This is a genomic window from Alkalihalobacillus sp. BA299 (genome assembly GCF_017745675.1).
Classification (GTDB): domain Bacteria; phylum Bacillota; class Bacilli; order Bacillales; family Bacillaceae_F; genus Alkalihalobacterium.
In genome coordinates this window covers 182,150-208,280 of the sequence record NZ_JAFLJM010000005.1, presented here as the reverse complement: position 1 = coordinate 208,280, position 26,131 = coordinate 182,150, and the positions used below count along the sequence as shown (strand labels likewise).

Annotated in this window: 32 protein-coding genes and 1 riboswitch; of the genes, 15 read left to right on the top strand and 17 right to left on the bottom strand. The window is 35.9% G+C overall.

Annotated elements, in window-relative coordinates; translation table 11 throughout:
- Nucleotides 1–152: 152 nt before the first annotated feature.
- The gene (locus tag J0N78_RS08835; RefSeq protein ID WP_209122672.1) at nt 153–557 is read left to right on the top strand and encodes a hypothetical protein; all 405 of its coding nucleotides are present in this window, start codon (nt 153–155) and stop codon (nt 555–557) included.
- 117 nt (nt 558–674) lie between these two features.
- Here the strand turns inward: J0N78_RS08835 and J0N78_RS08830 are convergent, their stop codons facing one another.
- Nucleotides 675–1,394 (bottom strand): YebC/PmpR family DNA-binding transcriptional regulator, encoded by a 720-nt coding sequence (locus J0N78_RS08830; RefSeq protein ID WP_209122671.1) that lies wholly within the window; start codon nt 1,392–1,394, stop codon nt 675–677.
- A 181-nt stretch (nt 1,395–1,575) separates the two neighbouring features.
- Here J0N78_RS08830 and J0N78_RS08825 point away from each other — a divergent pair, with 181 nt between their 5' ends.
- From J0N78_RS08825 to J0N78_RS08805, 5 genes are all read left to right on the top strand, one after another.
- Nucleotides 1,576–2,781, top strand: a complete 1,206-nt coding sequence (locus tag J0N78_RS08825) for an MFS transporter (protein ID WP_209122670.1) — start codon at nt 1,576–1,578, stop codon at nt 2,779–2,781.
- 156 nt (nt 2,782–2,937) lie between these two features.
- Nucleotides 2,938–3,528 (top strand): hypothetical protein, encoded by a 591-nt coding sequence (locus J0N78_RS08820; protein ID WP_209122669.1) that lies wholly within the window; start codon nt 2,938–2,940, stop codon nt 3,526–3,528.
- A 118-nt stretch (nt 3,529–3,646) separates the two neighbouring features.
- Complete coding sequence (locus tag J0N78_RS08815) at nt 3,647–3,817, top strand: hypothetical protein (RefSeq protein ID WP_209122668.1); 171 nt, start codon at nt 3,647–3,649, stop codon at nt 3,815–3,817.
- A gap of 153 nt (nt 3,818–3,970) precedes the next feature.
- Nucleotides 3,971–4,213, top strand: a complete 243-nt coding sequence (gene yidD, locus J0N78_RS08810; protein ID WP_209122667.1) for a membrane protein insertion efficiency factor YidD — start codon at nt 3,971–3,973, stop codon at nt 4,211–4,213.
- Nucleotides 4,214–4,504: 291 nt separating this feature from the next.
- A complete protein-coding gene (locus tag J0N78_RS08805; protein ID WP_209122666.1) occupies nt 4,505–5,065 on the top strand; it encodes a hypothetical protein in 561 nt (186 codons plus the stop codon).
- 70 nt (nt 5,066–5,135) lie between these two features.
- On the opposite strand, the gene J0N78_RS08800 is transcribed toward J0N78_RS08805, so the two are convergent.
- Complete coding sequence (locus J0N78_RS08800) at nt 5,136–5,783, bottom strand: YhcN/YlaJ family sporulation lipoprotein (protein WP_209122665.1); 648 nt, start codon at nt 5,781–5,783, stop codon at nt 5,136–5,138.
- Nucleotides 5,784–6,077: 294 nt separating this feature from the next.
- Between J0N78_RS08800 and J0N78_RS08795 the strand changes: the two genes are divergently transcribed.
- Together J0N78_RS08795 and J0N78_RS08790 are read left to right on the top strand one after the other, a co-directional pair.
- Nucleotides 6,078–6,239 carry an aspartyl-phosphate phosphatase Spo0E family protein gene (locus J0N78_RS08795; RefSeq protein ID WP_209122664.1) on the top strand — a complete coding sequence of 54 codons (162 nt, stop codon included), beginning with the start codon at nt 6,078–6,080 and terminating at the stop codon, nt 6,237–6,239.
- A gap of 131 nt (nt 6,240–6,370) precedes the next feature.
- Nucleotides 6,371–6,544 (top strand): hypothetical protein, encoded by a 174-nt coding sequence (locus J0N78_RS08790; RefSeq protein ID WP_209122663.1) that lies wholly within the window; start codon nt 6,371–6,373, stop codon nt 6,542–6,544.
- 107 nt (nt 6,545–6,651) lie between these two features.
- Here J0N78_RS08790 and J0N78_RS08785 read toward each other — a convergent pair whose 3' ends face one another.
- The gene (locus tag J0N78_RS08785; RefSeq protein ID WP_209122662.1) at nt 6,652–7,254 is read right to left on the bottom strand and encodes a YhcN/YlaJ family sporulation lipoprotein; all 603 of its coding nucleotides are present in this window, start codon (nt 7,252–7,254) and stop codon (nt 6,652–6,654) included.
- 363 nt (nt 7,255–7,617) lie between these two features.
- Nucleotides 7,618–7,800: riboswitch (Lysine riboswitch) on the top strand.
- A 101-nt stretch (nt 7,801–7,901) separates the two neighbouring features.
- Here J0N78_RS08785 and dapA point away from each other — a divergent pair.
- The gene (gene dapA, locus J0N78_RS08780; protein ID WP_247747202.1) at nt 7,902–8,789 is read left to right on the top strand and encodes a 4-hydroxy-tetrahydrodipicolinate synthase; all 888 of its coding nucleotides are present in this window, start codon (nt 7,902–7,904) and stop codon (nt 8,787–8,789) included.
- Between the two features lie 42 nt (nt 8,790–8,831).
- Here the strand turns inward: dapA and J0N78_RS08775 are convergent, their stop codons facing one another.
- The 5 genes from J0N78_RS08775 to J0N78_RS08755 form a co-directional block, all read right to left on the bottom strand.
- Nucleotides 8,832–9,773, bottom strand: a complete 942-nt coding sequence (locus J0N78_RS08775) for a DMT family transporter (RefSeq protein WP_247747201.1) — start codon at nt 9,771–9,773, stop codon at nt 8,832–8,834.
- Nucleotides 9,774–9,786: 13 nt separating this feature from the next.
- A complete protein-coding gene (locus J0N78_RS08770) occupies nt 9,787–11,169 on the bottom strand; it encodes a hypothetical protein (protein ID WP_209122661.1) in 1,383 nt (460 codons plus the stop codon).
- A 106-nt stretch (nt 11,170–11,275) separates the two neighbouring features.
- A complete protein-coding gene (locus J0N78_RS08765; RefSeq protein WP_209122660.1) occupies nt 11,276–11,455 on the bottom strand; it encodes a hypothetical protein in 180 nt (59 codons plus the stop codon).
- A gap of 63 nt (nt 11,456–11,518) precedes the next feature.
- The gene (locus J0N78_RS08760) at nt 11,519–11,845 is read right to left on the bottom strand and encodes a hypothetical protein (protein ID WP_209122659.1); all 327 of its coding nucleotides are present in this window, start codon (nt 11,843–11,845) and stop codon (nt 11,519–11,521) included.
- Between the two features lie 131 nt (nt 11,846–11,976).
- Entirely contained in the window at nt 11,977–12,762 is a 786-nt protein-coding gene (locus J0N78_RS08755; protein WP_209122658.1) for an NRDE family protein, read from the bottom strand.
- 204 nt (nt 12,763–12,966) lie between these two features.
- On the opposite strand from J0N78_RS08755, the gene J0N78_RS08750 reads away from it, so the two are divergent.
- From J0N78_RS08750 to J0N78_RS08735, 4 genes are all read left to right on the top strand, one after another.
- The gene (locus tag J0N78_RS08750) at nt 12,967–13,971 is read left to right on the top strand and encodes a toxic anion resistance protein (RefSeq protein ID WP_209122657.1); all 1,005 of its coding nucleotides are present in this window, start codon (nt 12,967–12,969) and stop codon (nt 13,969–13,971) included.
- Between the two features lie 40 nt (nt 13,972–14,011).
- Complete coding sequence (locus tag J0N78_RS08745) at nt 14,012–14,920, top strand: hypothetical protein (protein WP_209122656.1); 909 nt, start codon at nt 14,012–14,014, stop codon at nt 14,918–14,920.
- 163 nt (nt 14,921–15,083) lie between these two features.
- Complete coding sequence (locus tag J0N78_RS08740) at nt 15,084–16,031, top strand: MBL fold metallo-hydrolase (protein ID WP_209122655.1); 948 nt, start codon at nt 15,084–15,086, stop codon at nt 16,029–16,031.
- 171 nt (nt 16,032–16,202) lie between these two features.
- A complete protein-coding gene (locus J0N78_RS08735; protein ID WP_209122654.1) occupies nt 16,203–17,216 on the top strand; it encodes a DUF2777 family protein in 1,014 nt (337 codons plus the stop codon).
- 68 nt (nt 17,217–17,284) lie between these two features.
- On the opposite strand, the gene J0N78_RS08730 is transcribed toward J0N78_RS08735, so the two are convergent.
- From J0N78_RS08730 to J0N78_RS08705, 6 genes are all read right to left on the bottom strand, one after another.
- The gene (locus J0N78_RS08730; RefSeq protein ID WP_209122653.1) at nt 17,285–18,727 is read right to left on the bottom strand and encodes a PH domain-containing protein; all 1,443 of its coding nucleotides are present in this window, start codon (nt 18,725–18,727) and stop codon (nt 17,285–17,287) included.
- Complete coding sequence (locus tag J0N78_RS08725; RefSeq protein WP_247747200.1) at nt 18,720–19,235, bottom strand: PH domain-containing protein; 516 nt, start codon at nt 19,233–19,235, stop codon at nt 18,720–18,722. Before J0N78_RS08725 ends, J0N78_RS08730 begins: the two co-directional genes overlap by 8 nt.
- Nucleotides 19,216–19,425 carry a hypothetical protein gene (locus tag J0N78_RS08720; RefSeq protein WP_209122652.1) on the bottom strand — a complete coding sequence of 70 codons (210 nt, stop codon included), beginning with the start codon at nt 19,423–19,425 and terminating at the stop codon, nt 19,216–19,218. Before J0N78_RS08720 ends, J0N78_RS08725 begins: the two co-directional genes overlap by 20 nt.
- Before the next feature lie 125 nt (nt 19,426–19,550).
- A complete protein-coding gene (locus J0N78_RS08715; protein ID WP_209122651.1) occupies nt 19,551–20,681 on the bottom strand; it encodes a conserved virulence factor C family protein in 1,131 nt (376 codons plus the stop codon).
- A gap of 307 nt (nt 20,682–20,988) precedes the next feature.
- Nucleotides 20,989–21,420, bottom strand: coding sequence for a BrxA/BrxB family bacilliredoxin (locus J0N78_RS08710; protein ID WP_209122650.1), 432 nt, complete (start codon nt 21,418–21,420; stop codon nt 20,989–20,991).
- A gap of 94 nt (nt 21,421–21,514) precedes the next feature.
- On the bottom strand, nt 21,515–21,826 hold the full coding sequence (locus tag J0N78_RS08705) for a thioredoxin family protein (protein WP_209122649.1): 312 nt from the start codon (nt 21,824–21,826) through the stop codon (nt 21,515–21,517).
- A 240-nt stretch (nt 21,827–22,066) separates the two neighbouring features.
- Here J0N78_RS08705 and J0N78_RS08700 point away from each other — a divergent pair, with 240 nt between their 5' ends.
- Nucleotides 22,067–22,153, top strand: coding sequence for a YjcZ family sporulation protein (locus J0N78_RS08700; RefSeq protein WP_075384714.1), 87 nt, complete (start codon nt 22,067–22,069; stop codon nt 22,151–22,153).
- Between the two features lie 89 nt (nt 22,154–22,242).
- On the opposite strand, the gene J0N78_RS08695 is transcribed toward J0N78_RS08700, so the two are convergent.
- On the bottom strand, nt 22,243–22,512 hold the full coding sequence (locus J0N78_RS08695; protein ID WP_209122648.1) for a DUF2524 family protein: 270 nt from the start codon (nt 22,510–22,512) through the stop codon (nt 22,243–22,245).
- A gap of 139 nt (nt 22,513–22,651) precedes the next feature.
- Nucleotides 22,652–23,578, bottom strand: a complete 927-nt coding sequence (rnz, locus tag J0N78_RS08690) for a ribonuclease Z (RefSeq protein ID WP_209122647.1) — start codon at nt 23,576–23,578, stop codon at nt 22,652–22,654.
- Nucleotides 23,579–23,879: 301 nt separating this feature from the next.
- On the opposite strand from rnz, the gene J0N78_RS08685 reads away from it, so the two are divergent.
- Entirely contained in the window at nt 23,880–25,136 is a 1,257-nt protein-coding gene (locus J0N78_RS08685) for a C40 family peptidase (protein WP_209122646.1), read from the top strand.
- A gap of 87 nt (nt 25,137–25,223) precedes the next feature.
- Here the strand turns inward: J0N78_RS08685 and J0N78_RS08680 are convergent, their stop codons facing one another.
- Entirely contained in the window at nt 25,224–25,868 is a 645-nt protein-coding gene (locus J0N78_RS08680) for a YitT family protein (RefSeq protein WP_209122645.1), read from the bottom strand.
- Nucleotides 25,869–26,131 lie beyond the last annotated feature (263 nt).

The following is a 26,131-nucleotide window of genomic DNA, read 5'->3' as shown; positions in this document are numbered from 1 at the left end:
GATTTTCTTTTGACACGGACGTTGTTCGTGTTTTTTTTTTGCGCTTTCCTAAAAAGCGTTGTTTTTTGAAAAAAAGATGCTATTATTTAACATCATTGGACAACTTTGATAATATGAAGTTAAAGTTATTAATGAGCATGGGGTGAACTTAATTGTATAAATGTAAGGTATTATGTGAAGCCAATGTCTTGATGCCATCACGTAGTAATTATGAATTAACAGTTAATGAAGCTAATGAACATTTATTACACTTATTTGAACGGTTTTATCATCATGAAATAAACATTTTTTCTGTTCAAAACATATCAAGTAGAAAAAAACCTCACACAGAGATGTGTACTTATGCCACAGTATATGCTGAAGTCTTAGTACCTTTCAGTCCAACCTTTGCCTACCCCGAAGAATATCAAATATCTGCTTGTCATACCTTGAAGAAAAACATTCCCGTTAAATCCAATGTTGTAATAGCAAACGCCATAGAAATATATCATCCCCACCGAATCCATGGTTTTACTAAAAAAATATGGCTCTATACTTTATCAGGAACGTTAGATTAAGTTTATCAAAACTCTATGAAATTAAGCGATGTTATTGAGTTACCGACTACACATTATTAAAAAAGCTTACCCTTGTATGACCATTACACACAAAAGTAAGCTTTTTAATCCAACTTATTATTCACCTAAATCTACATTATGGTACACTTGTCCAACATCCTCTAAATCTTCTAATGCATCTATTAATTTTTCGAATTGTTCTTTGGTATCTTCTGGAAGCGTAATATCATTTTGCGCTAACATCGTTAGCTCTGCCACCGTAAAATCGGTAATGCCATCTTTATTGAACGCTTCTTGCACCTCATGAAACTGGTCAGGGTCTGCGTATACGATAACAGTATCTTCTTCCTCTAAAATATCTTTTGCATCGACATCAGCTTCCATTAAAAGTTCAAGTACTTCATCTGCTGTTTTTCCTTCAACACCGATAACAGTCGTTGCATCAAACATATAAGATACCGAACCACTAACCCCCATATTACCTCCATTTTTTTTAAAAGCTGCACGCACTTCTGCTGCTGTACGATTTACGTTATTTGTCAATGCATCAACGATAATCATCGATCCATTTGGTCCAAAACCTTCGTAGCGAAGCTCATCGTAGCTTTCTTCAGATCCGCCTTTTGCTTTTTCAATCGCACGATCGATAATCGTCTTCGGAACACTGTACGTTTTTGCACGCTCAAGAACAACTTTTAACGCTTGATTCGCTTCCGGATCTGGCTCTCCTTGCTTAGCGGCAACATAAATCTCACGACCAAACTTAGCATAAATTCGGCTCGTATTTTTATCTTTCGCCGCCTTCTTTTCCTTAATATTATTCCACTTACGACCCATAATGAACACTCACTTTCAGTTTTAAATCTACAAACTCTATTATACCTCATATTTTTTATTAGGTTAACTGAACTTCTGTTACATTTGGACACATCCATTTAACTTGGTGATACCCATCAAGTAATTCTATTAATGTCAGTCCTATTTGTACTATAATGGTTTAATGAAAGGTGGCTCGAAAATGAATTCTTATAAAATACTTTGGTTACTTTCAATCGCACAATTTTTAGCGATGCAAGTATGGTTTAATTTCTCTGCTGTACTCCCTGTCGTTGAAGCTGAATGGGGCCTCACTTCAACACAGTCAGGAATTATTATCGCTTTTTTTCACTTAGGTTATGTTATCGCCATTCTTTTTTATAGTTTTATGAGCGACAAATATGATCCAAAGCAATCTTTCGTATACGGGGCATTTATTGCTGCTATTTCCGGCATTCTATTATGCTTTTTTGCTCAAGGGTTTTGGACTACGCTTATTTTACGAACGATTAGTGGCATTGGAATTGCCGGAATTTATGTCCCAGGAATGCGGATCCTTTCACAGCTTTTCCCCGCAACCGAAAGAGGAAAAGCACTTGGAGTATACGTCGGATCCTTAGTTGTCGGGTCTGGATTTTCCTTACTCGTCTCTGGACTTTTTATCGAAATGATTGGCTGGCAAGGGGTCGTATTTATAACGTCTACTTTTTGTTTACTTGCGAGCTTAATTGTATTTTTTGTTAAGATTCCTCCGATGCCGAGTAGTAATGGAAGTGCTTTTGATTTAAAGAAAATCAAACGTGTATTCAAAAAGCCTAATTTACTCGTGAATGGGGGGTATGCAGGGCATTGCTGGGAATTGTATGCAATGTGGGCATGGATTGGACCGTTTCTTGTTTATTATTTCCTTCAACAAGGCTTTGAACAAGAATCGGCGATTCGATTTGGTAATATTGCTGGTGCTTTAGTGATAATGATTGGTGGGGTAGCTACATATATTGGTGGTCGTGTATCTGATGGGATCGGTCGCGTGAAAGCTGCTACTTTCTTTCTAGTGATCAGTATCTTCTGCTCCATTGCAATCGGTTGGTTCATCCAACTGCCGATTATAATAATGCTTCTTTTAGCCATTGTGTACGGGTTTACAATTGTCGCAGATTCTCCTATATATAACGTATCGATTACTGAGGTATCAGATCCAGATGTTATTGCGCTCGCTCTCGGTGTTCAATCTGTTCTTGGGTTTACTGTAACAATCTTTTCACCGATCGTATTTGGATATGTACTCGATCAATTCAACTGGGGAATGGCCTTTATGGTCATCGGGATCGTAACAATCGTAGCACCGATTTGTATGCTTTTATTAGGAAAAATCCAACACACAACTAAACTCCACCAGGGTCAATAAAAACGCTTCATCTAAGCGTTTTTATATTATTCAAGATGTCCGCAAAAGCAGCATTGGTAACTTTTTATATCATTTACTTAATAACTGCATACTGTCTTTTTATACAAAATATAGTACAATTGGTTGCGTATTTTTTTAATTTTGGAGTGAAAAAAAATGATTGAGTACGATCAAAAAAATAAGCAAATCTTGAGCTCGGCTTGTTTAAGCTGTAGTGATCCATATTTCCAACCGGGACATTCAAGTCTTCCTACTGTCGGTTGCTGTAGCTATAGTCCTATTATTAGCCTTTTTGAGATCCATCGAATGGTCAAACAAAATGATACTGACTTCTTTATTAATAATATATATAATAACCCAAACCGTACTGTATCTGAATATCACATTATTATTCACGCACATGTACATCCTCGTTTTCAAAGACAAAATACAGATCAGCTTTCTTCGATTGAAAAGGCCGATTTAAAGCTTAGTTATTCGATCTGCCAATTTTTCGAACGGAAAAATGGGTGTTCTCTTTTACCTTCCTATAAAAATGCAACCTGTCGTTCGTTTATTTGTTCCTCAATCGAACAACAGCTTGATGACCATACACAAAAACAATTATTAAATTGGACTCGCTCGATTCAATTAGAAACAAAAACGTTTAATACCTACCATGAAAAAGCATTAAAAAGTAAAGGGTTAACGTTAAAAAATAATGTCGAAGCCGTTATTTCTTATCTTCAAACCGTAAAAGAGAGTTAATTTAGTTAAATATTCTGCCTATTTTAACAAATACAGTTGACTACCTACTTATACTGTTATAGTATAGTTATAAGATATAAAACTGTTATAAAACAGAATAAATAGGAGGCGGTCGTAAATGTGTCAAACTGAAAAGTATCGACATGTGTGGTTCTTATATTTAAATAATTGTGAGAAATATGGAATTGAAAGTAGGTTAGATTTTTATCAGTTTGTCAACTCGATGACGTTAGATCAAATCGATCAATTATTTGAACAATCACAACATACGATTCAGCAAGTAGGGTAATTAATGGAGGTTTGCTAATGAAGGATGATGAAGCCGTTATATTTAATAATATTTAAAAACGTCTGTTTCTGCGAATGGGAAACAGACGTTTTTATGTTTTTGTTAATAGTATGATAAGATAGTAATCAAATAATGTAGAACGAGGTACACGACATGAAATGGATATTGCTCGGCATCATTTACTTTTATCAAAAAATAATCTCCCCACTAAAACCACCAACTTGCCGCTTTCATCCAACATGCTCCCATTTCGGTTTAGAAGCGATTAAACGACATGGGGCTCTAAAAGGAAGCTGGCTCACTATCAAAAGAGTTTTAAAATGCCACCCGTTTCATCCTGGGGGTTTTGATCCAGTACCAGAAAAAGACAAAAAGGAACATGATCACATCAACTAACTATAACCTCTTCCATCGCAACTGTTAAGTCCTGACCCGCTCGACACTTTTTATACCTTTATTCTGCTAGCGTATGTAAAATTGAACTTTTCCATTCAATCGTCAATAACACCATTTTTTAGCTTTATTCGGAGTACGTAAGCTCAATCCCATCTACTATTGGATCCCCTTCAGCCTGTTAATTTGTTTCATTCACTATGTATAAAATTGTACTGGTAAAAGGATAATAATCGAAGAAGAAAATGACAATGAATGGCATTATATTTTTATTGTAAAGGAGAACTTATGAATATGATCAAAAAAATTATTATTATCTTGTTAATATGTATGCTAGTTGCTGTAGGATGCCAAGATCGCCCTGAAGATATTACGCAAAGCATTGAAAAACAGCAAATGCTCACAACTGATGGAATTGAGCCAATCCACCCTTCAAATAAAGATCAAAATAAAACAAGACGTGACGTTTCTGAATCCATTGTCTCTTATGCTGAAGAATTTGGCTTTTACTTAAATCAGCTATATACGCATCTTGAGAACTTAAATGAATTATTTTATATAGAGCAGCCAACCGAAAACGACGCTAAAAAAGCTATTGAACATGTACGTACAGCTCAAGATTGGAGTGAGTACATACTCAATCTAAATTACCCAAAAGAATTCGAGAACCTTCATAAAGTTCACATAAGTACGCTTATTGAATTAGATTCACTCATGACAAGCCTAGAGAATATGGATGTAAATAATGACATTCATTTTAGAAGAGCCCGATTATATTACGAAAATAGTATTATTGCTTTAAAATCAATGGAACGAGAATACAGAGGTATCCTTGAAGAAAACGGAATAAAATAAAAAAAGGGTGACAGGTACCTTCACTGCGTTAATTTGGTAAAGGCGTCTGTCACTTATTATTTTCCAGCCATTATTTAATTTCTTCACCTTCTACGATAGCACGGATGCGGTTTACATTTCTTCGATCCGTTGCAATCCGTACATTTTCAAGGTCAACAATTTCTGAAATGGCTTCTTCTACTTCACGTATCAGCTTCGGACGGTTTTGCTCTGATGATTCTATTCCTATCACTAACATACCTTCATGCGAAAAGACATAAACCTCATCAATGGTTTCAATCGACATCACATGCTTTCGAACAGAATCTTCTTTACTCAAGTTTTGATTTTGCTGTTGGACTTGTTGTCGTCTTAAGTGTGGACGATCCCCAAGAATGTACTTATCTTTGATTGTACCAGGAGCGTTGTTATAAACACTTGATCCACCCCAATCAAGACCTTGACTTTTAAACCCAAGATTACGTTCACTCGTATAGTACATATTGTCATCAGCTATTAGTTGCGCACGATCAGTCCTTCCTTTTGGGGCACTATCAGGAACCATCATATCGCTAGCTGGCCCTTCCAAATACCTTGCTCGCTCAGTTCCATAGCCACTAAAGCCTTCATCTCGATAATGATTTGCCCCCATAGGGTGTTTTTGCTCGACAACGCCACATCCGGAGAACATCGCTAAAATAGTTAGAAACAAGACGATAAACGACAGTAGTCTTTTCATCATTCATTCTCCTTTCTACTTACTTATAAGTTGCGTACATTTTGTTGATTTATGAAAAGAAGTCTTCGGAAAATATTTTAAAAGTATGCATGAAATGCCAATTGCAAAATACCGTAAAACTTGTCGAAACGCCGCTTTTTTTTAAAGTTCATGACTACTTTTAGGGAATGTATTTCATTATTTTAAAATATGAGTATAATAATCTTTGTGTAAAATGATTTCAGACTGTCCTTAATAGGCAAATGATAGAAAATTTACACAAATTAATATTGATGAAAAATTGGAGTGGAAGAAATGTTATTGTATGCGATTGAACGTAAAAGAAACCAGATGATCTTATTAGCTGAGAAGTACGGATATACTTCAGAAGCAACTGTGAAATGTAGCCAAGAATTGGACAAGCTTTTAAACTTAGCTCAACAGCCTTCATCTTATACAGTCAAAATTGCTAAGTAACTTTATTTTTTGTTTGCCATTATCAGCTTCCATAGCTATAATAAAAAGTATCTTTAACACTACATATATACAGTTAACACCTTTGGTGATAAAATACTTTCTTCTACTTCAAAGTGTAAGGAGTTGTATCGGTGGACGGGGTAAAAATTGCTTGTCAAGAGATTCTAATGCGTCTTCAAGTTATTGATGGAGTTAAAGTGTCTTATTTAACACAAGAAGAGATGGAACGTATAATTAGAAGTACATATCATCTCGGGTATGCAGACGGCCAAATTGAAGCCGAAAAAAAAGAAGTCAAAATATAATGAACCTAATTACTGAGACTGAATTCCCTGGATAGTGCCAGGTCTTTATCAAGCAAATGATGAGTAAATATGCTTATTTACGTAATATACGACCTGACACTTATAGTTCAGTCTCTTACCTTGTTCCTTTCAAATGGACGTTGAAATATTCTCCCAAAGTCTTGCATAAAGTTTTCTGCATCTACTCCTTCTTCATAAGGAACATTTTCTCTAATATTCAATACCTGTCTTTGAAATTCAGAAAAATTCTCATTATCATGAATGACACGAACATCCGCTTGATTATTTCCCAATTGTGAAAATGCTGCTTCCCTTACCTTTTTTTCAAGCTTCTTATCCCATTCTTCTGTAGCTAAAACACCAATTAAAATGACCCTTCCTTGTATATAAACATGTGCATCTTCTACTTCATTTAATTGTTTTAGTTTCTCTGAAATTTGTTTGTTGGTGTTCCCGTAATAATATTCATAAAAATCAACATTATCGGTTCGGGTGTTCGTTCCATGCCCTGTATTACTCCTTGAAACGATCCACGGCCTACTTGTAAATGGACTTCGGTCACCAACTGTATGATCTATTCGAGACTCCAATTCAGGGACTTGTTGCACTTCAACAGGTACTGGTTCATCTTGAGTACCCATGCCCGTTGAACATCCAACTAAAGCAATAAGAATTGTAAACGACAAATAGCAATACCATTCTTTTCTCACAGAACACTCTCCTTTCTTTATTATCGTTTAATTTTTTTCTTTATAATAATCCTGTAAACTAAAGGAAAAAAGAAAAGCGGAAGCGACCGGTTAGCGACGTATGGACTAAAGTTCTCCGATTGAGATAAAGGAAACACGCAGAAGTGCTAGCGATGCGATGTTGACTTATCGTAAGGAGGAGAGCGTAGTCCACTAGACGCTGTGCGCTGCAGCTAGACAAAAAGAAAAGCGGAAGCCGATTGCGTCCGGAGCTAGACAAATAAATTATATAAAACCAAAAGAAATTTCCTTTTAACCATTGCAATCCATACTACAATTTGTTAATGTAGACACAACAAATGAATATTCTTTACTTCTAATTGAAGTGAGGATAGAGGTGCAAAGACCATAAGTAAGCAATGGGAGGAGGATGAGCTCTTTTGATCATTGCCTGAAAGGGGGATTTGCCGAAGTCTAAGGTGCTCATATCACTAAAGGCTGGTTCTGTATTGAATAAATGCAGAACTGTCATATAGTACAATTACTATATGGAGGGCTATCTTACGCAAGGAACAAAGTCTAATTGTCATTCCTAGCAACAATGAGCAGCTCTCATTGTTGCTTTTTATTGTGATTAGAATTAGTAATGCACTAAGGGGGATACTATAATGAATTTTGGAAAAGTCTTAACTGCGATGGTTACACCGTTCGATCTATATGGAAATGTCGATCTACAAGCAATAGAACAATTAGTAAACCATCTCATCTCAAATGGAACGGATGGATTAGTCGTTGCAGGAACAACTGGAGAATCACCGACATTAACAACGACAGAAAAGCTTACACTATTTAAACACGTTGTTGAAGTTGTTAACGGCCGAATTCCTGTTATTGCAGGAACCGGATCAAATAATACAGCAGCTTCCATTGAACTAACAAAACAAGCAGAAGAAATCGGTGTCGATGGCATCATGCTCGTTGCCCCTTATTATAATAAACCTTCTCAAGAAGGACTGTATCAACACTTTAAGGCGATCGCTGAACAAACAAATCTTCCTGTTATGATCTACAATATTCCAGGTCGTAGTGTCGTTAATATTTCAGCAGAAACAACAATTCGCCTTGCCCAAATTCCTAACATCGTTGCGACAAAAGAGGCAAGCGGTGATTTAGAAGCAATGGCAAAAATTATTGCCGAAACCGATAGTAATTTTAGTCTATATAGTGGAGATGACAGCTTAACATTACCAATTTTATCCATCGGCGGAACAGGAATCGTTTCTGTCGCATCTCACATCATCGGAAATGAAATGCAAAGTATGGTAACGAGTTTCTTAAAAGGAAACGTATATGATGCAGCTGAGCAGCATCGTCAATTACTTCCGATTATGAAAGCTTTATTTACTGCACCAAGTCCAACTCCTGTAAAAACAGCGTTAAATATGAAAGGTATTACAGTCGGTTCGGTTCGTCTTCCTCTCGTCCCGTTAACAGAGGAAGAACAACAGCAATTGCAAGCGACCATTTTCCCTGAAGTTTCCTACAACGTGGGGTAAACAGAACACCGGAGCAACGTGATTAAAGTCGCTCCGGTGTTTTTATCCTACTTTCTGAACTGTCTTTTTCTTCTTCGCTCGTTTTGATACATATTCATCAATAAACCCTGTACCTAATAAAACCCCTAAAACGATAAAAACAAAACCTGTTAATTGTAATAATGTAATTTGTTCTCCTAGCCACAGTGCAGAAAAAATGAGCCCAAAAAACGGTACAAAGTTATTGAATACTGCTGTTTGCCCTGCCCCTAGTCGATGAATCGCTGCGTTGAATAAAAAATGCCCGAGAGCTGTCGCAATAATCGATGAAATTAAAAATATTCCCCAGATCCAGCCCGTTTGCTTTACCATCTGCTGAGTGCCAGATGGCTCTATGAACAAACTAATGACATACAGGAAGCTCGCGCCAATTAGGAGCATTACTGCAGTCATAACTCTTGAGTCAATCGTATTCGTCCCTTTCTTAATATAGATAAAGGAAAGGGCTTGAACGAACATCGCAATGAAGATTGAGATATCGCCAACATTCATCGTTGCAAGACTTTCTCCACTTTGTAAAATAATTGAACTGACCCCCAAAAACGCTAAAATGATCCCAATGATCCTTAACCTAGTTAACTGATCCTTTAACAGGATTGAAGCTAAAATAGACGTAGTTAAAGGTAATAATGCTAATATTAAAACACCATTTGATGCAGTAGTCTTAGTTAATCCCCAGGCTAAGAAAAAGTGATGAGCGATCACTCCGAATATTGTTGAAACAAGTATATATTTCCACTCCTGCTTTGTAAACTTTCTTAATCTCTTTATAAAAAGGCATACCGACATCGCAACGACCCCTGCTAAAAAAATCCTGAATGACGTCATCGTAACCGCCGGAAAAGCACTAACAAGCATTTTAATAAAGACGACATTCATTCCCCAAGTGACCATTACAACCATAAGCAATAAATAAATAAGTATATTTGATTTTTCGTTATTCAAGTTTCTCTCCCCTTTATATGAGCTGTAGCCAATGAAACAAACAGAGGAATAAGGCCAGAACAATCATGCAGACGAGAACAAATTGACTGTTTTTCTTCGCAATGTCAATGGATGAATGACGCATTAAACCAGATGCCATAAGAACAGAACCAGAAAATGGTGAAACTTGCGTCGCTAACGTCCAGGCTATTAATAAGAGAATAGCCATAAACTCAGAACTAACGGAGAAAAGCTGTGGTGATAATGCACTTCCTATTCCAATCACAATGACAACAGGATGAATTCCAAATAAAGATAATAATATCGCAAAACAGATAACAATTAAAGACATCACATAAATGTACCCTTGTGATAAAGATAAAATCATTTGAGATACATAATCACCAATTCCCGTAACTGAAAGGGCTGCGCCAAAAAAGCCTGCACTAACAAAAATAACAATTTCATTTTTTAAACGGAAAAAACATTCCTTTACATATACGAAAAGCTCTTGAATATATTCTTGTAAATTTTTTGAAAAAATAGCCCATAACAGTGGATAGAAGAAACCTAATAAAGACACTACTGTTAACATATTGACAGGTAATAATAACTCTAAGATGAATGAGCTTACAAATAAACCTACTCCGAAAATAATCAATAATCGTAGAGAAGGAAGTTCTTTCTGCAGCCCCTTTATTGAAGCTTTAGATTGAATATGCTCCTCATCATTTGTAAATGACAATCTCGGAAAAAAGACAATAGAGATCAACACATAAATAATTCCAATGATTAAACCATATAATCCGATCGACATCCAAGATACATCAAAAAGTACTAACACAAGACCTACATTCACAAAATAGGGCGACCAATACATACAAAAGCCAAAAGCACGCAGTAGGATCATCACCATTTTTCTTCGTAAAAAGTTGGATAAACTTCCTTCAATAATTCGATGAACGAGAACCATCGAACCCAAATTCAGTACTGCTCCCATCGTTGCCGTTAAGAGAAACCCTAATCGATAAGGGTGTGACTCTCCGCTTTTTTCCTTCTCCATTTGTTCAATACGCATTTTCAAGGTTGTTAAAAATCCTGCTAAAGAAATAAATACTCCAATTAAAGGCACGAGTAAAAATAGTGAAAGTAAATTAATATTATAGCCAAATCCTAATAAAAAAGCTGTTGCATCGACCCTTGCTTGAAAAAACAACACCATTCCGATCGTTAATAATGGAATGGTAATAATGATTGTGCTCCTTCTCACAAATGGTAATGCAACTAATAGTAAAATAGCTGCTAAAAAACTATAGGTTACATTTAATAGTGAACTAGAATAAAACACAGATATTAAATACAATGCCACCGTTAAAAAGCAGGCAGATCCTATAATTATATCCCATTTCTTAATCATATTTAACTCCTAATTTGTTTTTACAAATACTTAGATTTATATTTATATATAAAAACTGTGGTACAACTGAAAAAAGCTGCAGATGCAGCTCTAATTTCGTCGTCCATTATAAAAATAAAAACAAAGTAATAATAAAAATAGCGATACATGAAAAGCCTATCGTAAAAAACGTTGCGGCTAATCGCTTATTTACTTTCATCATAAAGTAAAACCCTAAGCCACCAAACACTCCCGTTAATAGGAAAAAACCAATTCCTAATAAAACAATAACCATAGCTGGATCCATATTTCTAACTCCTAACAATCTATCTTTAGTTTATCAAATAATTCGTCGTTTGTAACGCATTAACTATTTTTCAAGCTCAAGTCGCTTTAATATGATATCAATAGGAACACCATCGGATGTATCAAAATCACTAAAATCGATTTTACTCAAATCTTTTTTCGAAATGTGAATGGGTTGATCCGATAACTTTACGGACCTTACAATTTTAGCATCCCAATTCCCTAATGAACCCATTTTCTGCTTTGCTAAAGTGTTTCGCTCGAGACTTGATAGCACCCTTCCCTGCATTACTGTTTCCTGTCCTGTTACGAGTTGAAAAATTACAATACTCCATACCGTTCCTAATGTTACAGACGCAAAAATGATTAAGAACCATTTTTTCATCATCAATCATCTTCCCCCAACCTATTTTAAACAACTTGTATAAATGTAATAGTAACATAGGTTATTGGTCCTATAAACATTGATTTTTAGACGGATTAATGACGAATAAACGGATACAATTGTCTCGACAGATTTAACTACTTATTCTCATTTCCACTCTTACTAGCCACTGAAAATTGGAATAAACGGTCTTCATATCCTTCATGCCCGGGCAAATAGGTTCGCTCACAAAACGTTACTTGTCGAGATTTGCTAATAGTTATTACCGTAGAGCATCTCGTACCGTAGCCTTCCATTTTAATAAACATTGGTGATAAATGTTTTTCCAACTCTACACCGACCCCTGTTTGAGGTAAATGCTGTTCTTCTGCTTTTTCATCATTTGTAAGTCCATCTAATAACCGTTTTACAAGATTACCATCTTCCTTAAGCGTCTCCTCTACTAATGCTTTGCCGCGTTCTACTTTTGGCCAGGACGTATTTAAAAGGGCATTACTAACACTATGTACACCAGGCTCTATTCTTTCAATTCCATTTTGTCGGTTAGAATAATAATATAATTCGTCAACAGAACCACATAACAAATTAAAGCCTAAGTATTCATCCCTTTTTTCATTTATTTTGTTTAAGTATTCTTCAGAGGAAATATTGTTATTTAAAAAATCAAGTACGAGTTCACCTCTTGAACGTTCATGCTGCTTTTCCCTAACTTCACGAAAATTTGTTAATGCTGCGAATCTTCCGTCTTGCGTAATGCCTAACCACGTTCCACCTTGTTCAAGATCCTTCCCTGCAATTAAGCCTGGAACGTCTGTCCAATAATCTGCTTGTTTTGTTGGTCGAGCAAAAAACTCATCGCGATTCGCAGCTAAAATAAGATCATAATCTGGGTGACTTTTATAGGCAAAATTAATTAAACACATAGTAGTCCTCCTTGTAGAAAAAGGTAAGAAATTGGTATAATTTTGTAGGCATAGTATAGTATGAAACTTTATTATGTGCCAATCGTAACTTATATAGGATGTTCAAAAAGTCCACGGCGAAGAATAGCAGGCCATTTTCTTTGGCTGTTTATCCGCTTTTTAAATAACTACTAATCGTGCTTGAACGGAAGAGGAGGAAAATGTATGACAGATAAACATACCGTATTAAAAGAACTTCTTGACATGTTTAAAAAAGAACAAGATGTAGATAAAGTATTACATAAAATCGGTGGACTCGGCGAATCCGCACAAAAAGAAGCTGGAGAATCCCTTGAAGCCTTAAAACGTCCTGTAAAAGAAATGCTCTCACAACCGAATAATGACCTCCCTGCACAGCTTCATCAATTAAAAGAAGTTGTTGGCGAACTTGAACCAGATTATTTAAAAGAAGGACAACTCAAAAAGGTGGTCAACAAACTACTTCGTCGGAGTCCGATTGAACAGTATGCTAAAAAATATCAAACCGTCGAATCACAAATCGAGAAGATCATTGAGGGACTACTGCACGGTAAAGACAAGCTACAAGAAGACTCTCTCATGCTTCAGCAATTAAAAGTTGTTGCTAGAGAAAGAATTTCAAGCTTAAATGACCAAATTGAAATTGGTAAACAGCTAAATGAAATGCTTGAAGCCGAAATGACAACCGAAGAGTGGAAGGATAACCCTACTGCCCTACAAAAAGGACAACAAAAAGTCATTTCACGCATAAAAAATATGTCACAAGCGATCATGGTTTTACAACAATCCGTCGCTTCCATTGACTTAATTATTGAAAACAATGATAAGCTTGAAGAAGCGATCTTTAACGCGATTACGATGACGAAAAATATTATTACCGTTACGGCCTCTATTCAACTCGCCTTAGGTAATCAACAAAAAGTCATCAAAGCCGTACAAAACGTCAATCAAGCAACCGAATCGATGCTACTAACGAATGCACAAATGCTTAAAGAAAATACTGAACAAACATTAAAAACACTAGAAGAGCCGGCGATTGCCCTCGAATCATTTAAAAAGGCATATGAAGATGTCTATTCTGCTATCCAATTAACCGAGCAATCAAATGAACGAATTATTAACAGCGGCAAGCGGTTTATTGCAGAAATGGATGAATTAAACAACCGAATGAAGACAAAGTTACTTCCATAACATCACCCATTTTGCTTATTGAGTAAAAGGAGCGAAAGCGATGCTAAATCGTTTACTTGAAATTCCTTGGATAGAAAATATTTTACCCGATCGACTACGTCCCGTCCAAGATGAAATTTTATTAGAGGAAGCCACATTGTATACATTACACGAAGCAGAGCGTATCCTTGAGCACGTCATCCAACAGTCTAGTAAATACAGTAAAAATCGAACCGTTAAAAAGAAGCACCACGAATATGTCATCACAGTCAAAATAAAAAAGAAAATGATTAGCCTTATTATTTTCGATACGTATTACTCAAAATCGAAATTTAAAAAGCGCATTTATATTCAGTGTTACCGCAAACATTTCAAAGCAGACCATGGAGTTGGAAAGTGTAAGGAAGCTTCGATACATTATACGAAAGATAAGAAAACCTACGTCCGAAGTGTGAAAAAATCGCCTTATACGCAAAATTTGTTTTATAAAATCGATAAATTAGATGACGCTTTACTCGGACAGCTTATTCAAAACGAAAAAGAAGCAAACTATCCGTCGCGAATCAATCAATTAAAAAGTAATGATCAAGTAAAAAGCTTAGTTATTGAGACGAATCGATTAATAAGTCATACGAGAAAGCTCCACATTGATCCATTGATTGAAAAACGGTTAGAACATATCATTGATCACACAGAAGCTCTTTTACCCGAATTCTCATTACTGGAAATCGAAGAAAGACATATGGTGAAACGAATGTTAAACGATGATATCCCGAATCTAATTCATACCTTCCTTTCATTATCACCAGAAAACAAACTAGAACAACGTGAAAACGTATTTGTAGCCTTATCAAAAATGGAGCTAACACTTATCCGCTTAAAAGAAGATCTGGAAAAAGCACGTGTCGAGCGAATGGAGCATTTATTAAAGCTTAATTACTTAAGATATTCGAATGAACGGAACGATTAGAGGTGAGATGCCCTTATAAGTCATTCTTTTCTCTAATCGTATGTATTTTGTAGATCTTATACAAAAATAAAGCTAAACTGCTTTACATCGATAAACCCTTCTTATAAACTCGAGTGTAAGGGGTTTCATTTAGTGTGGTGGATAAAACAAGGAGGAGACAACCATGACAAAAAAAATATTTGATTTAGGAAACCGAATTCATCTTATCGATGGATTTGATCTTAGCCTACCTTACCGAACTGGTACATACGTCATTCAAGATGAAAAAATTGCAATTGTAGAAACTGGACCAAGTCTTTCCGTTCCACATATTTTAAATGGTCTGAAAGAGCTTGAAATTGATCCTAATGACATTGCATACATAATAGTCACTCACATTCATTTAGATCACTCTGGTGGTGCAGGATTACTATTAAATGATTGCCAAAATGCAAAAGTGGTCGTACACGCAAAAGGAGCACGTCATTTAATTGACCCATCACGCCTGATTTCAGGAGCAAAAGCGGTTTACGGCGATGATTTTGACCGATTTTTTGACCCGATTTTACCCATTCCTGAAGACAAAGTTATCATTAAAGAAGACACAGAAACATTAGCTTTAAGTGAAACATGCGAACTTACCTTCTATAACACCCCTGGGCATAGTGATCATCACTTTAGTATTTATGATCCGGTTAGTAACGGAATTTTTACAGGTGATACGATTGGAGTAAATTATAATCAAATTCTTGAGGATACTGGAATTCAATTGTATTTACCTTCTACTTCACCGAATCAATTCAAGCCTGATGCGATGTTAGATTCATTAGAAAAAATTTATTCACTGAATGTAGATTGTATTTACTTTGGTCATTTTAATGTTGCGCGAGATGTGGAAGAAGTGTACAAGCAAATTAAATCATGGTTACCACTTTTCGTAGAAATTGGTGAAAAATCTGAACAATTAGGCAAAGATCATCACTGGATTGCTGATCAACTATACACCGCTGTTCAAGAAGATCTACAAAAGCTCGAAATTAAAGACACACACCCTGTTTATGAATTCATTAAATTAGATGCATCAGTATGTGCAATGGGCATTGCGGACTACTTTGCGAAAAAAAATCGCTAATTCATGGGAGGGCTAACAAAAGTTAGCCTTTTTTACATCGGATAAAAAAATTTATTCAATGGTTGGAATTTTATAAACAAAATTTACACAACAGCATTTATCAGATAAAATTGATGTGTAATCATTCGATCTATCATTTTTCTATACTATATTCATAAAGTGAGGTTAACCATGGACCGAAAAAAAGCAGAAGCACTAGTAGGAAATCTAGTTATTATAACTGAAAATCAACAAGGACAATACGTCGGAGAACTTCAACAAATCATTACCGCACCTAGAAAACCGTGGCGTGGGCTAGTTAAAATTGTCTCTGTTCACACGCTACCAAAACCTACTTTTAAAAACGGTGTAGAACTTGGTTTACCTATTTATTCAGCAGGAGAAATGATTGAAATTGCTGGTTCGAAAATAGTAGAATATGATGCGCCAACCGTTATGACATATGAAGAAGGACTGACTTCAGCTATTTCAAAAGAACTTGAAAGTGTATTAAATTTTGGTCAACAGAATCTACTACTATATGAAGCATTAGCCGACTACTTACACCAAGTCAATCCAATCGAAGCGTCAGCCATCATTAATGATTTGTCTGTTGTAGAAACACCAACGGAAGTAGACAATATAGAGTATCTATACTACACCCTTGAAAATAGGAATAACAGTCCTATTCTAATTGAAGAAATTCATAGAAAGGAAGTACCACTTGAAGGATGTCCGTTTGAATTTGAATTAAAAACGAGCCGCGGTTGGACAAAAGGATCTTATTACTCTAATTGGACATTTGAAGCTCTATCGGGGAAAAAATATAAGCTTAAGGAAGGAAAAATTTTAAGATTAAATAAAAAGCACCTTGAGCCGTATCAATTATTTTTGAATGAACTAGATAAACCGGCTCTTCAATCGTTCGAACATTTTTTAAAAACGAATGGATTAACACATAAACAAGTCGTCACCTGCCACAATTCGTTAGTTGGACAGCTCTTATTCTCATCTGAACAAAAAGAATTCATTGGAACGAACTTTATTACGTATCAAGATCAAAATGAAATTATCGTTATTCAACATCATTATGAACGGAAATTAAACCCCGGTACCGATACCGTTTACGACCGATTTGAATTAACATCCACCACAGGAATGCGTTCAATCGTCACATACACCAATTCGTATACTTCGGGAAAATGATATAGTGAAATTTCATTCAGTGGGAGTCTTAGCGCCGGTTAAACTATATAAAAAGGAGTGATGCCCTATCACTCCTTTTTACTATGTGACAACCAAGCTAATAATGCATGCCCCGTCTTTTGATCTAAGTCAACAACTGAAAATGTTTTGCCAAATAAACTCGATAGCACGGACAAACGAGCAGTCGTCAACGAACGATACCGCTGCATCGGTGAAGAAGTTATCTCTCCACTTTGCACCTTATTTTTTCGAATTAAAACAATATTTTTGGATAATGTACGATACGTTAGCATAACTTGATTCGACTGAAATGCAATCGCTGTATCACGATATTGCATATAACCAAGTAACGAGAGTAACAGTAGAATTCCACTAAAGTAGATAGCTTCCGAAAAAAAATAAGCGAACGCAAGAAATGCTAGAGCCGGGAAAAATACCATCCGAAATTGAAATCTAATCAACGAGCGTCTAGGGGCCCGAATTAATTCGTCACCGATCAAGTATTCAGGTAGATAAAGTGCTAATTCGTTATTAATATCACGATGCTTAATTAACGGAAATAACACCGTCGATCGTTGTTCTTCATTTGTCCCTCCACCTTTACTTTCAACATATACGGCGCTGTAACCAAAAGGCTGCCGGAAAATGTTACGGACGACTCGAACCGCTGTCACTCGATCCGTTTGTAAGGTCAGTTGTCTTTTCTCTAGTAACCCTCTAGTTATCGTTAATTCATTTCCAACTTTTTCGATGGAAAAGTTCCCATATTTAAATACGGTAATGACAATTGAAATAAGCCATGCTACAGCTAGAATAAATAAACTATAAAATAAAACTAACACATACGAAGTTCCCAAAAAGAAATCAATAAATTCTTCAAATAGCGTAATTGAAAACAGCTGTTCTATTTGTGGAAATAAAGCTATGACTGCTGTGAGAACAATGCCTACCCCACTCGAAGTAACCGATGCAATAGCTAAATCTTTAGTAGTAAGAACCCAGCGGTATGTTACGATTTGTACATGTTCACTTTGATCATCACTATTCTCGACACTCATTCTTTCTTTTTTTAATAGAAAATTTTTTGTCCTTATCGCTTCGTCCTTACTAATAGCGATTAAATGAACTTCCGGTTCGTTACCTCCACCCGCCGTTTCAATTTTTACACTAACTAAACCGAAGATGCGCTGGATAACGCCAGATGAGAGGTCTACACTTTGTACACGTTCGATACGAATATACCGCCGTTTTTTTATTAGAACTCCCTCTTTCACGCGCAATTCACCTTCTACCCATTCGTATCGAAACGTCAACCAGTACAATGTGCTATGTAAGATTGAAAAGAGTAAAACGATTAAAATCATATAAACATAATACGTTCCAAAAAGCATCGTATCATTTGTTCTTCCAAAAAGAAGACCGAATAGGACCGGGACGATCAAATGCTTAAGTGAAGTAACAAATGAAATAAGTATGGCTGACCAATGAAGACGATAACTCTGTTTATTCATCATCATCAGCTACTGTTGCTAATTTAACAATTCGATTTCTTAATTCATCGGCAACATCCACCGTTAAAGCTGGGATACGATGGGTTGTTGCTGCCGTTGAAATTGTAACTGCAGCCAAACCAAATTTTCGCAAAAGTGGGCCTTGTTCTGTATCGACATGTTGAACTCTTATCATTGGAATCAGGGTTCTTTTTACAATAATAACACCATACTGCACTTCAATTTCCTCGTCATACACTTCATATTTAAACTTTTTCCACCGCAGATACGGACCAATAATAACATAAACGATAAAAAAGAGAACGAACAGAGAGATTAGTACGTATAACATCCATGTAGGCATTGGGACATACCTCATTAAAATACCATAACCGATCGGAATCAAGGCAACTAAGATAGATTCTAGAGCCGTCCGAATTCTCCAAACGATTAATGCTGTTTTTGTAATTGCTTGAGTTGGAGCCGAGCGATTCGGCAAAGCGTCAGTGTTACTCATCATCGGTGACATAAATTATTTTCACACCTAATGCTGTAAGTAACTCAATAACTTTTGTATTTAATTGTTCATCGTGGACTAAGCCTAACGACTCAACAAGTTCCAGTTCTTCTAAATAACCTTCTTCAGCATCTTCGATTATTTCAACAATATCTTCTAACTTTCTTTCTTTTAAGACTTGCACTAACTCTTCTTTATTCAATTGGAAAACCTCCTGTTCACTGTCTACCTTTATTTTACCGTGAAAGCTCACTAATTGGAACATTTCTCCATAAAAGCTTGACTTGAGAAGTTGATTTTCTCATCTCCAAGCAGGAACAAGCCATCTTATTCTTCTTTTTTAGAAACGGCATCGGTCATTTGCTTCCAAACCGATCCTTTAGCTTCTTCACCTTTTTCAATTCTTTCGATGGCCATATTCACTTGCATGCTCACTTCGAATTCACTATCATTTTTTGCTTCATATAATCCCGGTAAAGCTTGCTCATCGCCAACTTCATAAAGAAACATCGCTGCACGCCAACGAACGAGCTTGCTTTCATCTTTTAATGCTTCGATCATAACAGGAATTGCTTCCTTATTACCGATGTCAGATAAACAATCTCCTGCTGTTCTTCTAACCGTTACAGATTGGTCCTTTAAAGCTTTATATAAATATACAAGTCCCGTATCTTCTAGCATTCCTAAATAAACTGTTGCCTGCCTACGAATCGAAGCTTTCTCATCTCCTAACGCTTTTAATAGAACAGGTAGATCTTCTTCTGTCGGATCCATTCGGTCAAGTGCCTCATAACGTTTCTTCCAATCTGGATCGTCTAACATCTCTAATGTCACTTTTTTATATAGGTTTTGCTTTTTAACAGGCTGAGATGAATTTTGTTCAATTGATAACTGGTTCAATCGATCCTCTGAATAAGCGGCTTCGAATTCCTCTGCTACCGTGTTAGCAACTTCTTCTAGCTCTCCGTAACGGACGTCTTGCTCTACCCATTTACGTTCTAAAACAACATTATCATTTTCAGATTGGACTTTTTGAAGAGCTGTCATAAATCGTTCAGGTAGACCGACTCTAATTTCTCGTTCTCCATCGGTTACTTTCACTTGCATAGGTATTTGCTTAAACATTTGCACTTGAACACGAACTTCACCAAAGGATTGTTCACCACCTTTCATTACTTGTTGGTTACTTTCAGTTTCAGCCGTTTCACCAAAGACTTCACGAACTTTTGGAAGAATTTCTTTCCAGTCAAACTTTGCATTTCTTTCCAATGCAATAAAATCTGCCACATGGTAAACTCCTTTAATTCCTTCAATAGAAAAGAGCTTTTGAATAAACTCTGGTGCGTCTGTAGCATTTTCTTTTGTATAGTTATTACGTTTCCCTGATGTTAAGGTTTCAGAAAGAATTAATTTCATCGTATTTGGACTTGGTGTTGGTTCAATCGTTTTTATATACAAGATGTTTCATCCTTTCAATTATTAATTGACCATTTTCATTTAATCCTATGCTACCATATTGAAAGAAACTGTTCTAACCATGTGCTTATCTCCCTCTTTGTCTTTTTCTTTCCGTAAAGCCTTAAAGTGAGAGTATTAGCGCCAGTTAAACGGGAGAAAAATAGAGGCTGTGTTAATAGCGCCCCTATCAACACAGCCTTACAATACTTTTGAAAGTCCATTCATTATTTCAATAAATGAAGCACAATCCCCAAATATATCGGTAATTTTTAGTTCCTTATTAAGAATTACGGTTGTAGCTTGTTGGCTAGCAATGAGTATTAAACGCCGCTGTTAAGTTAGCAACGATACTTTCAACAGACTGATCCTCAATTTGCTCTCTCGGGATGAAATGAACAATTTCTTTGCCTTTAAATAGAGCCATTGATGGTGAAGACGGCTCATAACCTGTAATATATTCACGCATTTTTGCAGTTGCTTCACGGTCTTGCCCAGCAAAAACAGTAACAAAATAGTCTGGCTTTTTATCGTTATTTTGGGACACAACCGCAGCAGGTCGTGCTAACCCAGCAGCACAACCACAGACAGAGTTAATGACAACAAGTGCCGTTCCCTCAACACTCTCCATAAAGTTTTCCACTTCTTCAACTGTTGTTAATTCATTAAACCCTGCATTTGTTAATTCTGCACGCATCGGTTGAACGACCTGGCGCATATATTCTTCATAAGACATTGACATTTATAATTTCCCCTTCCATTCCTTCTTTACATATAAAATCATCATACTATAGTGAAAACATTAAAATCAAATGATTACTGTTACACGATCTCTATTAATATTGCTCAAGAACATGAGTTAAGTAATCAATCGAGCGAAAGGCATAGATCTCTTCAGCAATTTGGCCATTCTTAAAAATGAGTAGTAATGGAACGCTTTTAATTTTTAATGACTGGGCAACATCAGGAACTGCATTAATATTACATTTATTAATATGTAATGTTGGGCGTATTTCAGTCGAAATCAATTCCAACATTTTTGTCGCTAATTGACAGGTCCCGCAAAAAGGTGAATAAAAGTAAATAAATGATACCCCTACTTGGCTTCCTAACATTTGTATTAATTGTTTTTTAGAAATTTCAACCATACATACCACCTAAACAATAATTACTAATACAATACCATATTTTAATTGAGTTTCCTCTAATTTATTAACAAAGATTTTGATGGTAACCAAGTATTTAGTGCTAGCTATAAGTTAATTGTCTTACTCTTTATAACTCCGTTTACAAAAAAATAGAAATTTCTGGGGGATCGCCCAAACAATAGGCTTCATTCAATCATAGCCTATAACTGTAAGGTGAATTCTTTTAAGGAGGTGCTTAGAATGGGACACACTTATAGCGGTGGTTTCACTCTAATTGTTGTATTGTTCATCTTGTTAATTATCGTTGGTGCTTCATACACTTGGTAATTTGAAAAGCGATAGGTCCTGGAAATCGGGCCGTAAGCTTATTTTCACTCTCACAAAGAAAGAGGCTGATGATGTCAGCCTCTTTCTTATTAATAATCAGATCGTTGTAATATCATTTGATTTTGCATTTGGCGAATTCGTTGTTGCGCCCTCTCTAATTGATCTCTTTGTTCAGCAGTTGCACTTCTTGATAATGCCTCAATTTCTTGGTGGATCTCCTCTAATTGTTGTTGTGCATTTGAATAATCAGCTGCGTCCCCTTCTTGAACTTGCATACCTAAATTTAATTGTTCTTGTGCCTGTTCAATCACTTCATTTGCTTTTAATAAAAAAAAGTCAACTTGTTGATGAATTGCCACACCATTCTCCTCCTCTAATACAGTCAAAATAGAATGGTATTAATTTGTCTTTTCTTTACCTGTTTTATTCCTATCAGCATAACATTTTCACTTATTATTATAGAATGGGCTCTTAATAGTGGGTGATACTCATTTGTTATCAATGATTATTATGACGTAAATGATGTACATAGGAATCGTAAGCTACATACGTATTCAAAAATATGTCCTTCGCTTCTTCCTCCAAAATATAGGATCTCCCTTCATATCTGGCGCTAATATGGTTTAAAATTAATGTCTTTACTTTTGCATCCCTTGCTACTTTTGCAGCATCATATGCTGTAGAGTGACCATATTGATGAGCCATATCCTCATGTTCTTTGCTAAAAGTTGCTTCATGAATAAGTACATTTGCAGATTGTGCTAACTGAAGGGCAGCTTCACACGGCTTAGTATCGCCTAGTATACTAACGATTCTTCCTTCAATATCCGGTCCAACAAAATCAATACCGTCTATCCACTCACCAGAAGGTAACTGCACTTTCTCTTTTGCTTTAAGTTTTTTATAAATAGGACCAGGTGTTACTCCTTTTTCTTTTAATTTGTCTACTAATAGTTCTCCGCTCTGTGACTTTTCTTCTATACGAAACCCAAAGGATGGCATGACGTGATCTAATAATGAGCAGCGAACAGTAAAGGCTTCATTCTCATAGATAATTCCATCTTCTAGCTCATGGATTTGGATTGGATAAAGCAAGGTTGTTTTTGAAATCGCTAGGCTTTGCTCAATAAAAGATCGAATACCTTTTGGTCCATAGATACTTAAAGGTGTTGTACCCCCTTGAAAAGATCTGCTTCCAAGTAGACCTGGTAAGCCAAATATATGATCCCCATGTAAATGAGTAATAAATATTTTTTCAAGCTTACTAAGCTTAACGGATGAATGTAAAACTTGCTGTTGCGTCCCTTCACCACAATCAATCATCCATAAGTTCCCATTTCGTTGTAAAAAACGAATAACGAGCGAGCTTACATTTCGTTTCGTTGATGGAACACCTGCTCCTGTTCCTAAAAAATGAAATTCCAACTAGGTTCCCTCCACATTGATTGAACATCATCTAACTCGGCTAACACAGTTACTTTTTCTTACCATTATTAGTCGTTGTATGAAGTTTCATTTTACTATGTTAACTTCTATATTTTCAAATTAAGCTTGCCCCAAATTTTTAGATTCGGCTGTGCTTAAGTACAATGTTGATATTAGGTTGATTTTGGTTTCTAAAGCCTTTGATTATAGTAATAAAGTACCAAGACAAACCTCCCTTGTTCTAATCGTAATGATCATTCATAAACTAATTCATAATGCCAAATAACTTAGGAGGAAAATGATGGGTTTATCTCAACCGTCTACTGGAACAGTGCTTGTATCTTCAGTCATTTTAAGTTCGGTTATGAATTTAGGCATGAGTGAAAAACTAGCAATCGAACCTAATGTGAATGTAAAACAAAATGTTAACCAGGTCCATCCTACACTACTTTTTGGTCAAGAAGGAGAAGCAATAACACAATTACAAGTTTTCTTATCCACTTTTATGTATTACAAAGGTCATGTTGATGGTTTGTACGGACTACTAACAAAACAGGCTGTTAGAGACTATCAAAGAGCACACGATTTAAAAGCAGATGGTATTGCAGGAAAGAAAACATTAAACCATCTATATCATGAACATACTGATGTTTATAATACGGTAAGTCTAAATCATTCGAACAACATCTCCACTTTTTACACAGAAGATATGAACGATACCACCACCTTACTTCTCTCGGCAGAGCCAACCAAAACATTAACGAAAATGAGTGAATTATCTACTGAACTTACAATTAGGGTCGATGATAAAGGTAAAGCCGTTACAATGATTCAAGAAAAGCTCGCTATTTTAGGTTATTATAATCATATTGATGGGATTTACGGGCCACAGACAAAAGCTGCTATTATGCATTATCAGAGCGCTCATCATCTACATGTAGATGGTGTAGCAGGTCCAGAAACGATCGGCCACCTTACAAGCGACAAACAAAAGAAAAATTATCAGGACTATTTAAAAGGATTACAAAAAAGAGCAGCGCAAAATGTGCATCAGGAACGAACAGTCATACCATCAGAAAACGTTACTAGACAAGTTGAAAGATCATTAACGACTGGAGAAACTCGAACTACAGTTAACGAAGAAGCTATTATACCTTCTGAAAATAAATCAAAGCAACAAGAAAAAAGTTCCCCTGCTCAAAACAATTCATCTATCATCTCCACTGCCAAATCACTCATCGGCACACCTTACAAATGGGGTGGTACGACCCGATCCGGCTTCGATTGTAGTGGCTTTTTACAATACGTTTATAAACAACATGGCAAATCAATACCTAGAACAACCACATCGATCTGGGGAGCTAGTTCACCCACCTCAACCCTACAGCCTGGTGATCTTGTGTTTTTTACAACCTATAAATCCGGTCCGTCCCATGTTGGTATCTATCTCGGTAACCGACAATTTATACATGCAAGCTCATCAAAAGGTGTAACGATTAGTAATATGGACATTTCCTACTGGAATACACGTTATCTTGGAGCAAGAACACTAAAGTGACTACCCATTACTTAAAAACCTTCCGCGAAATTTAAGGAAGAAGAATTCTGGTTGAAATTTCGAAAAAAAGCGGAAGGAGACTGTGGGTCAACCTTCTGCTTTTTGCGTTTGTGATGATATTGATGAAAACTTAGCTTCTTCTTCTTGAACTTTACTCTCATTAATTGGACTCTTTTTGTAACGTCCTATAATTGAGCTCGCTATACAAATAGCTCCAACAGAAAGGATCGCATTCGACCATCCAACTAACATTCCTGCTAAAAAGATAATTAAAAAGTCACTTGCAAAAATCGTTATACCACGATTAATCTTACACTTTTGATCTAAATATAAAGCTAAAATGTGAATTCCTCCCAGTGAAGAACCATTATTTAACACAAGCGTAACCCCAATCCCAATAAATAACCCACCAACAATTGTCGCAAGCCAGTCTGAGAAAGGAGTAACTTGAAATATATGAAACCACTCACTAATAAACGAAATCGCTGTAATCGACATAAGACTTGAGATTGTAAACCTCATTCCTAACTTTTGAATGGAAATAATAAAAAATGGCAAATTTACAAGAAAAAATAAAGTCCCCCACGACCAATCTGATAAAAATTCTAATACTGTCGCAACACCCGCTGTGCCGCCAAATGTAAAATGATGTATAGCTAAAATTCTTAACCCAAAAGAAGTTATAAATAATCCAACAATGATGATAAACCAACGTTTTATTAAATCTATCAAGGAAATACTCTCCTCCTATCTATCTTTCTACTATTAACAATACGCAAATCTAGTAAACTTTTCAATGCATATGAATGAATATTTATAAATCGCAATACTGTAAATTTTCAAATAATATATATATGTTAGCTTTTTACGCACCTAAAAAAAATGAATAAAGTAAGCCTCAGATTAAAAATCTATTGCCTTTTCCTATCCAATCAAAAAAAAAAAAAGAATGGTGCCAGGCACCATTCAAGACTCGATGCTTCTATAATTGCAAG

Bases quoted from the DNA above. Each gene is read 5' to 3' on its own strand.
- J0N78_RS08830 (WP_209122671.1), bottom strand. From the start codon at position 1,394: ATGGGTCGTAAGTGGAATAATATTAAGGAAAAGAAGGCGGCGAAAGAT.
- J0N78_RS08825 (WP_209122670.1), top strand. From the start codon at position 1,576: ATGAATTCTTATAAAATACTTTGGTTACTTTCAATCGCACAATTTTTA.
- J0N78_RS08820 (WP_209122669.1), top strand. From the start codon at position 2,938: ATGATTGAGTACGATCAAAAAAATAAGCAAATCTTGAGCTCGGCTTGT.
- J0N78_RS08815 (WP_209122668.1), top strand. From the start codon at position 3,647: ATGTGTCAAACTGAAAAGTATCGACATGTGTGGTTCTTATATTTAAAT.
- yidD (WP_209122667.1), top strand. From the start codon at position 3,971: ATGAAATGGATATTGCTCGGCATCATTTACTTTTATCAAAAAATAATC.
- J0N78_RS08805 (WP_209122666.1), top strand. From the start codon at position 4,505: ATGATCAAAAAAATTATTATTATCTTGTTAATATGTATGCTAGTTGCT.
- J0N78_RS08800 (WP_209122665.1), bottom strand. From the start codon at position 5,783: ATGAAAAGACTACTGTCGTTTATCGTCTTGTTTCTAACTATTTTAGCG.
- J0N78_RS08795 (WP_209122664.1), top strand. From the start codon at position 6,078: ATGTTATTGTATGCGATTGAACGTAAAAGAAACCAGATGATCTTATTA.
- dapA (WP_247747202.1), top strand. From the start codon at position 7,902: ATGAATTTTGGAAAAGTCTTAACTGCGATGGTTACACCGTTCGATCTA.
- J0N78_RS08770 (WP_209122661.1), bottom strand. From the start codon at position 11,169: ATGATTAAGAAATGGGATATAATTATAGGATCTGCCTGCTTTTTAACG.
- J0N78_RS08765 (WP_209122660.1), bottom strand. From the start codon at position 11,455: ATGGATCCAGCTATGGTTATTGTTTTATTAGGAATTGGTTTTTTCCTA.
- J0N78_RS08755 (WP_209122658.1), bottom strand. From the start codon at position 12,762: ATGTGTTTAATTAATTTTGCCTATAAAAGTCACCCAGATTATGATCTT.
- J0N78_RS08750 (WP_209122657.1), top strand. From the start codon at position 12,967: ATGACAGATAAACATACCGTATTAAAAGAACTTCTTGACATGTTTAAA.
- J0N78_RS08745 (WP_209122656.1), top strand. From the start codon at position 14,012: ATGCTAAATCGTTTACTTGAAATTCCTTGGATAGAAAATATTTTACCC.
- J0N78_RS08740 (WP_209122655.1), top strand. From the start codon at position 15,084: ATGACAAAAAAAATATTTGATTTAGGAAACCGAATTCATCTTATCGAT.
- J0N78_RS08735 (WP_209122654.1), top strand. From the start codon at position 16,203: ATGGACCGAAAAAAAGCAGAAGCACTAGTAGGAAATCTAGTTATTATA.
- J0N78_RS08730 (WP_209122653.1), bottom strand. From the start codon at position 18,727: ATGAATAAACAGAGTTATCGTCTTCATTGGTCAGCCATACTTATTTCA.
- J0N78_RS08725 (WP_247747200.1), bottom strand. From the start codon at position 19,235: ATGTCACCGATGATGAGTAACACTGACGCTTTGCCGAATCGCTCGGCT.
- J0N78_RS08710 (WP_209122650.1), bottom strand. From the start codon at position 21,420: ATGTCAATGTCTTATGAAGAATATATGCGCCAGGTCGTTCAACCGATG.
- J0N78_RS08705 (WP_209122649.1), bottom strand. From the start codon at position 21,826: ATGGTTGAAATTTCTAAAAAACAATTAATACAAATGTTAGGAAGCCAA.
- J0N78_RS08700 (WP_075384714.1), top strand. From the start codon at position 22,067: ATGGGACACACTTATAGCGGTGGTTTCACTCTAATTGTTGTATTGTTC.
- J0N78_RS08685 (WP_209122646.1), top strand. From the start codon at position 23,880: ATGGGTTTATCTCAACCGTCTACTGGAACAGTGCTTGTATCTTCAGTC.